The organism is Oleiagrimonas citrea, assembly GCF_012395255.1.
In the GTDB taxonomy this organism is placed as follows: domain Bacteria; phylum Pseudomonadota; class Gammaproteobacteria; order Xanthomonadales; family Rhodanobacteraceae; genus Oleiagrimonas; species Oleiagrimonas citrea.
Genome location: NZ_JAAZQD010000004.1, coordinates 525,931 through 535,389 on the forward strand (window position 1 = coordinate 525,931; position 9,459 = coordinate 535,389).

General features: G+C 64.4%; 10 protein-coding genes and 4 tRNA genes. 12 read left to right on the forward strand and 2 right to left on the reverse strand.

The genetic code is table 11. The annotated features are described in order from the left end of the window. Nucleotide 1 precedes the first annotated feature (1 nt). The 7 genes from lolB (at nt 2) to ychF (ending at nt 5,195) form a co-directional block, all read left to right on the forward strand. Nucleotides 2-604, forward strand: coding sequence for a lipoprotein insertase outer membrane protein LolB (gene lolB / locus HF690_RS12330; protein ID WP_113063530.1), 603 nt, complete (start codon nt 2-4; stop codon nt 602-604). Beyond that, nucleotides 601-1,461, forward strand: coding sequence for a 4-(cytidine 5'-diphospho)-2-C-methyl-D-erythritol kinase (ispE, locus tag HF690_RS12335; RefSeq protein ID WP_168609636.1), 861 nt, complete (start codon nt 601-603; stop codon nt 1,459-1,461). The genes lolB and ispE overlap by 4 nt, the downstream gene beginning before the upstream one ends. Then, a tRNA-Gln gene (locus HF690_RS12340) sits at nt 1,452-1,526 on the forward strand. Before ispE ends, HF690_RS12340 begins: the two co-directional genes overlap by 10 nt. A gap of 88 nt (nt 1,527-1,614) precedes the next feature. Further along, nucleotides 1,615-2,571, forward strand: a complete 957-nt coding sequence (locus HF690_RS12345; RefSeq protein WP_255420344.1) for a ribose-phosphate diphosphokinase — start codon at nt 1,615-1,617, stop codon at nt 2,569-2,571. A 152-nt stretch (nt 2,572-2,723) separates the two neighbouring features. Beyond that, entirely contained in the window at nt 2,724-3,410 is a 687-nt protein-coding gene (locus HF690_RS12350; protein ID WP_168609637.1) for a 50S ribosomal protein L25/general stress protein Ctc, read from the forward strand. Nucleotides 3,411-3,461: 51 nt separating this feature from the next. After that, nucleotides 3,462-4,049: an aminoacyl-tRNA hydrolase gene (gene pth / locus HF690_RS12355; RefSeq protein ID WP_113063527.1), complete on the forward strand. Its 588-nt coding sequence runs from the start codon at nt 3,462-3,464 to the stop codon at nt 4,047-4,049. 54 nt (nt 4,050-4,103) lie between these two features. Then, nucleotides 4,104-5,195 carry a redox-regulated ATPase YchF gene (gene ychF / locus HF690_RS12360; RefSeq protein ID WP_113063526.1) on the forward strand — a complete coding sequence of 364 codons (1,092 nt, stop codon included), beginning with the start codon at nt 4,104-4,106 and terminating at the stop codon, nt 5,193-5,195. A gap of 45 nt (nt 5,196-5,240) precedes the next feature. Here the strand turns inward: ychF and HF690_RS12365 are convergent, their stop codons facing one another. Continuing rightward, the gene (locus HF690_RS12365) at nt 5,241-5,624 is read right to left on the reverse strand and encodes an STAS domain-containing protein (RefSeq protein WP_168609638.1); all 384 of its coding nucleotides are present in this window, start codon (nt 5,622-5,624) and stop codon (nt 5,241-5,243) included. Continuing rightward, nucleotides 5,621-7,945 (reverse strand): SpoIIE family protein phosphatase, encoded by a 2,325-nt coding sequence (locus HF690_RS12370; protein WP_168609639.1) that lies wholly within the window; start codon nt 7,943-7,945, stop codon nt 5,621-5,623. The genes HF690_RS12365 and HF690_RS12370 overlap by 4 nt, the downstream gene beginning before the upstream one ends. A gap of 111 nt (nt 7,946-8,056) precedes the next feature. Between HF690_RS12370 and HF690_RS12375 the strand changes: the two genes are divergently transcribed. The 5 genes from HF690_RS12375 to HF690_RS12395 form a co-directional block, all read left to right on the forward strand. Further along, nucleotides 8,057-8,563 (forward strand): acyl-CoA thioesterase, encoded by a 507-nt coding sequence (locus HF690_RS12375; RefSeq protein WP_113063524.1) that lies wholly within the window; start codon nt 8,057-8,059, stop codon nt 8,561-8,563. A 350-nt stretch (nt 8,564-8,913) separates the two neighbouring features. Next, nucleotides 8,914-8,999 (forward strand) — tRNA-Tyr (locus tag HF690_RS12380). A gap of 98 nt (nt 9,000-9,097) precedes the next feature. Then, nucleotides 9,098-9,171: transfer RNA gene (locus HF690_RS12385), tRNA-Gly, on the forward strand. 26 nt (nt 9,172-9,197) lie between these two features. After that, nucleotides 9,198-9,273: transfer RNA gene (locus HF690_RS12390), tRNA-Thr, on the forward strand. Between the two features lie 69 nt (nt 9,274-9,342). Continuing rightward, nucleotides 9,343-9,459: GTP-binding protein (locus tag HF690_RS12395; protein WP_168609640.1), on the forward strand; the 117-nt coding region annotated here is incomplete at its 3' end.

Here is a 9,459-nt window from a genome sequence, read left to right on the forward strand (position 1 = left end):
CGTGAACATCCGTCATCTGCTGCTCGGCGCCGCGATCCTGGCGCTGGCGGCCTGCGCGCCGGTACGGATCAAAGGCGACCATGCCATGCTCGGCGCGCAGCAGGCACGCGAGGCGAAGCTGTCGGCGCGCAACCACTGGACCATCCAGGCAAGGCTGGCGGTGACGGACGGCAAGCATGGCGGCAGCGGCAGCCTGACCTGGACCCAGAACGGCGACCGTTACGATTTCACCCTGCGCGCCCCGGTCACCGGGCGCAGTTTCCGCCTGCGCGGCGGCCCGGATGGTGCGGAGCTGGACGGGCTGGATCAGGGCACGCTCTACGGCGTCGACGCCGAGCACCTGTTGGCGCGGGCGCTGGGCTGGCGCGTGCCGCTGCAGCAGCTGCGCTATTGGGTGAAGGGATTGCGCGCGCCGGGTGGCAAGGCGAAGCTGCGCTTCGGCGAGAACCATCTGCCGTCGCTGCTGCAGCAGAATGGCTGGAACGTGGAATACCGCGACTGGTTCGCCGGCAGCGATCCAAGCGTGCCGCGCAAAGTCTTCGCCTCCATGGGCAACTATCGTGTGCGCGTGTCCATCCAGCGCTGGTCCTGGTTCAAGCGATGAGCGCGTGGAGCGTCTGGCCGGCGCCGGCCAAACTCAATTTGTTCCTGCGCATCGTCGGTCGGCGTGCGGATGGTTACCATCTGCTGCAGACCGTGTTCCGGCTGCTCGACTGGGGCGACGACGTCCGCGTCCGCGTTCGCGATGACGGGCAGATCACGGGGGGCTCTGGTGTTGAAGGTGTGTCGCCCGAGCAGGATCTGGTGCTGCGGGCTGCTCACATGCTGCAGCAGCGTGCCGGCTGCACGCTCGGCGCGGATCTGGCCGTGGACAAGCGGATTCCGGTGGGTGGAGGGCTTGGCGGCGGCAGTTCCGACGCGGCGACGACGCTGGTTGCATTGAATGCGTTGTGGAGAGCGGGCCTGGATATCGACGAACTGGCGGATCTGGGGCTGCGGCTCGGCGCGGATGTGCCAGTATTCGTGCGTGGCCGCAGTGCCTGGGCTGAAGGGGTGGGTGAGCGCATCGAGCCGTTGTCGCTGCCTGCCGCTAGCTATGTCATCGTGGATCCAGGTGTGCATGTGTCCACGCAGGCGCTTTTTCAGTCGCCCGAATTGACACGAAATGCGCCCGAGGCGACAATTTCGAGCTTCCTGGAGGGACATGTCACGGATAACGCCTTCGCGCCGTTGGTGCGGGCGCGGCATGTGCGAATCGACGACGCGATGACCTGGCTCGGCCAGTACGGCGCGGCGCGATTGTCCGGAACCGGAGCGTGCGTATTCCTGGAAACGGAAACGCGCGAGGCCAGCGAGCGGATTGCCGCGCGCTGCCCGGAACCGTTCAGGGCCTTCGTGGCCGGTGGCGTCGACACGTCGCCGTTGCGTACGAAGGCGGACAGTTCAAGCATTGGGGCGTAGCCAAGCGGTAAGGCACCGGGTTTTGATCCCGGCATGCGCAGGTTCGAATCCTGCCGCCCCAGCCATTTTTCGCAGCGCGCATGCGTCCGACGCAGCGCGTACATCGGGGTCCGCCCCGGTCTTCTCGAAACATCGCCAAGCGGAGAACGAACTGTGGATACGGCTGGCCTGATGCTGTTCACCGGCAATGCTCATCACAAACTTGCCGAGGACGTCGCGCACCGGCTGGCGGTGCCCCTGGGCAAGGCGCTGGTCGGTCGCTTCAGCGACGGCGAAACCCAGGTCGAGATCGAGGAGAACGTGCGCGGGCAGGACGTCTTCGTCCTGCAGCCGACCGGCGCACCGACGGCCGAGAACTTCATGGAGCTGTTGGTGCTGGCCGACGCGCTGAAGCGCGCCTCGGCGACTTCGGTGACCGCGGTTATGCCGTATTTCGGCTACGCCCGGCAGGATCGCCGCCCGCGCTCCGCGCGTGTGCCGATCACCGCCAAGCTGGCGGCGAAGATGATCGGTGCGTCCGGCGTCGACCGCGTGCTGACCGTCGATCTGCACGCCGACCAGATCCAGGGTTTCTTCGATATTCCGGTCGACAACGTCTACGCCTCGCCGGTGCTGCTGGCCGACATCTGGCGTCGTCACAACATGGACGACATCATCGTGGTCAGCCCTGATGTTGGAGGCGTGGTGCGCGCGCGCGCCATCGCCAAGCGTCTGGACGATGCCGATCTGGCGATCATCGACAAGCGCCGTCCGAAGGCCAACGTGGCCACGGTGATGAACATCATCGGCGACGTGTCGGGCAAGTCCTGCGTGCTGGTCGACGACATTGTCGACACCGCCGGCACGCTGTGTGCGGCCGCCGCGGCGCTGAAGGACCAGGGCGCCAAGCGCGTCGAGGCCTACTGCGTGCACGCAGTACTGTCCGGCGCCGCCATCGACAACATCAACGGTTCGCAGCTGGACCAGCTGGTGGTGACCGACACGCTGCCGCTGTCGCCTGCTGCCGCGGCCTGCGAGAAGATCCGCCAGCTCACGGTGGCCGAACTGCTGGCCGAGACCATCCGGCGCATGGCCGGCGGCGAATCGGTCAGTTCGCTCTACGTGGACTGATGCACCGGGCCGCGCATGCGGCCGGTTTTTGCCCTATAATCGCCGGTTTGCCGGCTGGCGACGGGCGGCATTCCAAGGATTTCATCGTTCTCCTGGTCGCGGGAGAACGTTTCTTCCGCCGCAAGGCGGGCTTTTCAACCGAGGCAACAATCATGGCAACGATTCACGAAGTGAACGCCGAAGTTCGCAGTGACGAGGGGAAAGGTGCGAGCCGCCGCCTGCGTCACGCGGGCATGGTTCCGGCGATCGTCTACGGTGGCGACAAGCCGCCCCAGAGCATCCAGATCGAGCACCGCATCGTCATGGCGCTGGCCAAGAACGAGTGGTTCTTCTCGTCCGTGCTGGACCTGAACGTCGGCGGCAAGACCGAGAAGGTGCTGCTGCGCGACTGGCAGAAGCATCCGTACAAGCTGCAGATGATGCACATGGATTTCCAGCGCGTGCGTGCCGGCGAGAAGCTGCACACCGCCATCCCGCTGCACTTCCTGAACCAGGAAAAGTCCCCGGCAGGCAAGACCTCCGGCGTGGTGGTTTCGCACAACTTCACCGAAGTCGAGGTGGCCTGCCTGCCGAAGGATCTGCCCGAGTACATCGAGGTCGATCTGTCCAACATCGACCAGGGTGACATCATCCACCTGTCGGAGCTGAATCTGCCCGAGGGCGTGGAGATTCCCGAGCTGCGTCACGGCCCCGAGCATGACCTGCCGGTCGTCACCGTGCATGCGGTGAAGGTCGAGGTCGAGCCGACCGAGGGCGAGGAAGGCGAGGAAGCCGCCGCCGCGCCGAGCGCCGCCGCCGAAGGGTCGTCCGCCGAGGGCGACGCCGGCGAGGACAAGTAAGCGCATCCGCGCCGCGCTTCCTCGCGAAGCGCGGCGCCATGCCTTGCATCCATGGCAGGTCTGCGTCTCATTGTCGGTCTGGGCAATCCCGGAGCCGAATATCTCGGAACCCGGCACAATGCCGGGTTCTGGTTTGTCGACGCCCTGGCGCGCGCCGAGGGCGAGACGTTCACGGCGGACAGCAAGCTGCACGGCATGTCCTGTCGCGTGCGCATCGGCGGCGAGCCGGTGTGGCTGCTGAAGCCATCCACGTTCATGAACAAGAGCGGCATCGCCGTGGCATCGGCGCTGCGCTACTACAAGATTCCGGCCGACGAGTGCCTGGTCGTGCATGACGACCTGGATCTCGATCCGGGCGTCGTGCGTCTGAAATTCGACGGCGGACACGGCGGCCAGAACGGCCTTCGCGACATCATGGCCCATCTCGGCCACGGCAAGTTTCATCGTCTGCGGGTGGGCATCGGTCATCCGGGCGTGCGCGATCGCGTGACGCCCTGGGTGCTGGGACGCCCGTCGGCACAGGACGAGGACGCCATCATGATCGACGGCATCGCGCGCGCGCTCGACGTGCTGCCGCTGGCCGTCGAGGGTCGATTCAACGAGGCGATGAAACGCCTGCATACCAGTGCGGCGCAATAAGGCGCGTAGGCGCCGGCGTCGCGTTCGTTCTCCCGTTACACGGAATCCAGTCTGATGGGTATCAAATGCGGCATCGTCGGTCTGCCCAACGTCGGCAAGTCGACTCTCTTCAACGCGCTGACCAAGGCCGGCATTGCGGCGGCCAATTTTCCGTTCTGCACCATCGATCCGAATGTCGGCGTGGTGCCCGTGCCGGACCCGCGTCTGAAGGCGCTGTCCGACATCGTGCACCCGGAGCGGGTGGTGCCGACCTCGATCGAGTTCGTCGACATTGCCGGCCTGGTCGCCGGCGCCTCCAAGGGTGAGGGTCTGGGCAACAAGTTCCTGGCGCACATTCGCGAGGTGGACGCCATCACCCACGTGGTGCGCTGCTTCGAACACGGCGACATCGTGCATGTGTCCGGCAAGGTCGATCCGATCGCCGATATCGAGACCATCGACACCGAGCTGGCGCTGGCCGATCTGGAGTCGGTGGAGAAGGCGCTGAACCGCGTCGAGCGCGCGGCCAAGGCCAATGACAAGGATGCCCTGGCGCGTCGCCCGGTGCTGCAGAAGCTGGCGGCTGCGCTCAGCGAGGGCCATGCCGCGCGCTCGGTGGAGCTGGACGACGACGAACGCGCCCTGGTGCGCGACATGTTCCTGCTGACGCTCAAACCGCTGATGTACATCGCCAACGTGCGCGAGGACGGCTTCGAGAACAATCCGCATCTCGATGCGGTGCGCGCGCGCGCCGAGACCGAAGGTGCCGAGGTGGTGCCGGTGTGCGCCGCCATCGAGGAAGAGATGGCGCAGCTGGATGATGCCGATCGCGACGAGTTTCTGGCCGATCTGGGTCTCGATGAGCCGGGCCTCGATCGCGTGATCCGCGCCGGCTACAAGCTGCTCGGTCTGCAAACGTACTTCACTGCGGGCGTGAAGGAAGTGCGCGCCTGGACGGTCAAGCGCGGCGCGACCGCGCCGCAGGCGGCGGGCGTCATTCATACCGATTTCGAGAAGGGTTTCATCCGCGCCGAGACCGTCGGCTACGACGATTTCATCCAGTACAAGGGCGAGAGCGGCGCCAAGGAAGCCGGGCGTCTGCGGCTGGAAGGCAAGGACTACATCGTCAAGGAAGGCGATGTGCTGCACTTCCGCTTCAACGTCTGATACCGGCGAGCGCCCGGCCGCGTGGCGGCCGGGCGAAGCATTCGGTCAGCGGTCTTCCTGCATCATCTTGCGCTGAATCTGGTCGAGATAATCATCCAGTTCCTGCACGGTCACGAAAATCTCGTTGACCGGTACCGCCTTGACGATATCGAACACCTTGCGCACCTGCGGCTGCGGATTGAGCAGCAGCGTGTGCCCGTTGCGCGTACGCATCTGCTTGCGGATCTTTGCGAAACTGCGCAGACCGGCGCTGCTGATGTACTCCAGGTCCTGCAAGTCGAGCACCACGGTGCCTCCCTCGGGGAGCGGGGCCAGTTTCTGCTGCGTCTCGCTGTCGAATTGTCCGAAATTGCTGGCGTCGAGGCGGCCTTCCACGAAGAGGGTGATGCGTTCCGGCGAAGTCGATTCGGTACGGATGTTCAGCGTCATGACTCGGATTCCATGCGAGGGTTGTTGACGAAGCGAAGCTGCAGGTGGTTGCCCTGGGCGTCGTGCGAGTAGGTGAGTTCGCTGGCCATGGCGCGCACGAGGTGGATGCCGAAGCCGCCGACCTGTTCCGGATCGGCGGCGCCATCGGTGGTGGTGGGTGGCGGTTTGGCTTCGAGCGGATTGAACGGGTGGCCGTCGTCGCGCAACGAGACGTGGACGTCTTCTTCGCATTCCAGCCGCAGCCGGATGCATCCGTCGGCCTTCGCGACGTGTCCGTGTTCGACCATGTTGACCATCAGTTCCTCGAGCACCAGTCGGACATCCGCGCGCACGCTGCTCGGGATGCCGGACGCGGTCATGGTCTGGTCGCATCGTTCGAGCGCTGCGAATACGTCTTCGAGTTGGCTGGGAAGATCCAGTTCGAGCATGTCGGAGGCTTGTTCGTCTGCGGTGTGACACCAGCTCAGCGCGAGGATCGTGATGTCGTCGGCCTGGTCGGCATGGCCCACGAAGTGGTCCAGGTCCGACAGCAGCCGGCGTGTGTATTCGCTGGCGTGCTCGGGGCGCGGAGCATGGTCGAGCATCTTCAGTGCGCGCTCGATGCCGTACATCCGCATTTGCGCATCGTTCGCCTCGGTGATGCCGTCGGTGTACATCATCAGGGTATCACCGGCGTGCAGTTGCACGGTGCGGCTCGGGTAGGTGGCGTCCTCGTCGAGTCCGATCGCCGGTCCGGTTTCGGTCTCAATCAGGTGGGCGCCGCCTTCGCCGCACAGGATGATCGGGTCATGCCCGGCGCTGGCTAGCGTGAGCTTTCCGTTGCGCAGATCCAGCACGCCGCACAGCAGCGTCACGAACATGCAGCTGTCGTTGCCGACGCACAGTTCCTGATTCAGGCGCTTCAGAATCTGCTGTGGCGACAGTGTGTGCGCTGCTAGTGCCTTGGCCAGGGTGATGGTGCGCGCCATGAACAGAGCGGCCGGTATGCCCTTGTCGGAGACGTCGCCGACCATCACGCAGAAATGCCGGTGATCGAGCATGAAGTAGCTGTACAGGTCGCCGCCGACCGCGCGGGCGGGGCGCAGGCACGCATGCAGTTCGAAGCGTGAGGTGTGTGCTTCGATGTAGTGCTCGCTGGGCAGCAGGGAGGTCTGGATCTGCTGCGCGATTTCCAGTTCGCTGCTCAGCCGCTGTTGTGCGCGGACGGCTTCGGTCAACTGCTCGATGTGTGCGGCCAGTTCTTTGCGCATGGTGTCGAAGGCCTGCGTCAGTCGGCCGATTTCGTCATGACCGCGAACGGCAGGCAGTTCAAATTCGGTTTCGCCCCGTGCGATGTGCTCGGCACGCGCGGTGAGCACGCCCAGCGGCGCGAGTGTGCGCCGGGTCACGACCAGCAGCATGACGGCGATGCACAGCAGGGCCAGCAGGCCGACACTGAGGTCGATGACGAAAAGGCGGCGCAGCGGTGCGTAGATGCGCTGCTCGGGAATCAGCATGCCGAGCGACCAGTACGATCCATGGATGGGGGCGCCGTACAGCCAGGAGGTTTCGCCGAGATCCGGTGCGTGGTTGGTCGACAGCAGGGTGGGCGTTCCGGTACGTGCAGCCAGAGCCTTGAGCAGGGCCGGGCTGCCGGCATGCCCCGTCAGGTCGTGCTCGTCGTGCGCCAGATACTTGCCATTGCCACCCATGACGAAAGCCTGGGCGCCATCCGGCTTGTGCAGCGCGCCGAGTATGTCCTGCAGCCAGTCCAGGCTGACGTCGGCGTTGACCAGGCCGACCGGTCGCCCCTTGCGCACGATGGCAACGGAGAAATTGATGAGCCAGCGATGCCGGGACTTGGAGAAAAAGGGACGCTGCCAGCAGCCGGCTCGGCAGGTGAGGCCGCCCAGGAACCAGTTCTGCTCCCAGTACTGTGTGGGGTCGTCGCGCAGGTCGCGCTCATGCAGCATGCCTTCGCTGTCCCGGCTGACGAAAGGCGCGTGTGCCGTCTGTCCATCCTCTGGTCGGAAGGCCACGGCCAGGCCGGACAGGTCGTGATTGGCCTTCAGGGCCTGATGCAGGATTTTGTCGGTCTCCGGCGCCGGGCGGTCGATGAGGGCGGCCAGTTGCTGTGTCGAGACCATCACGCGATCCAGACGCGCCTCGATGCGGCTGGCCGCGCTTCGCGTGAGTGCGCCGGCCTCGCGATGCGTGTGGGCGAGGATGGTGTCGCGCGTATGTGTGAAGAGAATGGTTCCGCTGATCGCAAGAACCAGGGCGGAGCCCAGCAGGGCCCATAGGGCGAGTCGTGGAGCGATACTTATGCTTCGCCATCCCATGACGACATCTCCTTGTGTGGCCGGGCGATCGATCGGGTGCGGCGCGATCACTGCTGCTCCGGGGATATTGACGCATAATGGCCGTTCCTGAACGAACAGCGGATCATTTGCATGTCCGGAATGCAGCGCGAAGTCACATTTCGTTTCCTGGCTCAGCCCACCGATGTCAATTTCGGCGGCAAGGTGCACGGCGGGATGGTGATGAAATGGATCGACCAGGCCGGTTACGCGGGTGCGGTCGGATGGAGTGGCGCGTACTGCGTGACTGTGGCGGTGGGCGGGATCCAGTTTGTGCAGCCGATTCTTATCGGCGATCTGGTCACCGTGCATGCGAAGCTGATCCATACCGGGACCTCCAGCATGCATTTCGCCGTTGACGTGTTGGCGCGCGACCTTACGCATGGCAAGGAGCGTCTGGCGACGAGCTGCGTCATCGTGTTCGTGGCGCTGGACGGGCCGGACGGCAAGCCGACGCCGGTTCCGGCCTGGGAGCCGAAGGATGACGGTGACCGCACGCTGCAGGAGTACGCGCAGCGATTGATCGAGCTGTCCAAGCGCATGGAGCAGGAGGTTGCGCAGTATCGGCCGCCGCTTCGTCATGAAGACGTGGGTGGCTGAGGCCCGTTCGATGGCTTGAGGGCGGAGCGGTTGGTACAGGTTCTCGACCGATTGCGATCATCGCCCTCGGAATGAGGAGGGCATTGCCGAGTCAGGGTTGCGCTTGGGTGCGGTGGGGTTTGGGCGGTAGGAATTCATACGCATATGTTCCTCGGTGCTCGGCTTTTCGCATCGATCTGTGCGAAATGACTTGGCAATGTCGTCGCGATCAGCCAGAATACGCGCCCCGCCGATGCGGACCTCGCGCAGCATGCACATGGTCTTCGTTCGGCACGGCAAATAACGCGCCGAAAGTCGCCCTGAAGTGTTGACACATCCGGGGTCGGCCGCGAAAATAGCCGGTCTTTGTTGGAGGGATACCCAAGCGGCCAACGGGGGCAGACTGTAAATCTGCTGGCTTACGCCTTCGGTGGTTCGAATCCACCTCCCTCCACCATTTCATTCGCCTCCGGTGTGTGTGAAATGGTGAAGCAAAACAGAGTGGTGCAAGCGTCGGTTTCGGTGCTGCGCAACTCGAAGCGATGTACCCGCCGGGCGGGAGTAGTTCAATGGTAGAACCTCAGCCTTCCAAGCTGATGGTGCGGGTTCGATTCCCGTCTCCCGCTCCATTGACCTCCGGTCATGCGGAACTTCTGCTCATGTAGCTCAGTCGGTAGAGCACTTCCTTGGTAAGGAAGAGGTCACAGGTTCGATTCCTGTCATGAGCACCACTTTTCACGGGGCGCTCTTGCGTCCTGATTTTGTGTTTTCCATTTTGATTCCATCGGGGTTTGGCAGTCATGTCCAAGGAAAAGTTCGAGCGAACCAAGCCGCACGTGAACGTGGGCACGATCGGTCACGTTGACCACGGCAAGACGACGCTGACGGCGGCGCTGACGAAGGTCGGTGCGGAGAAG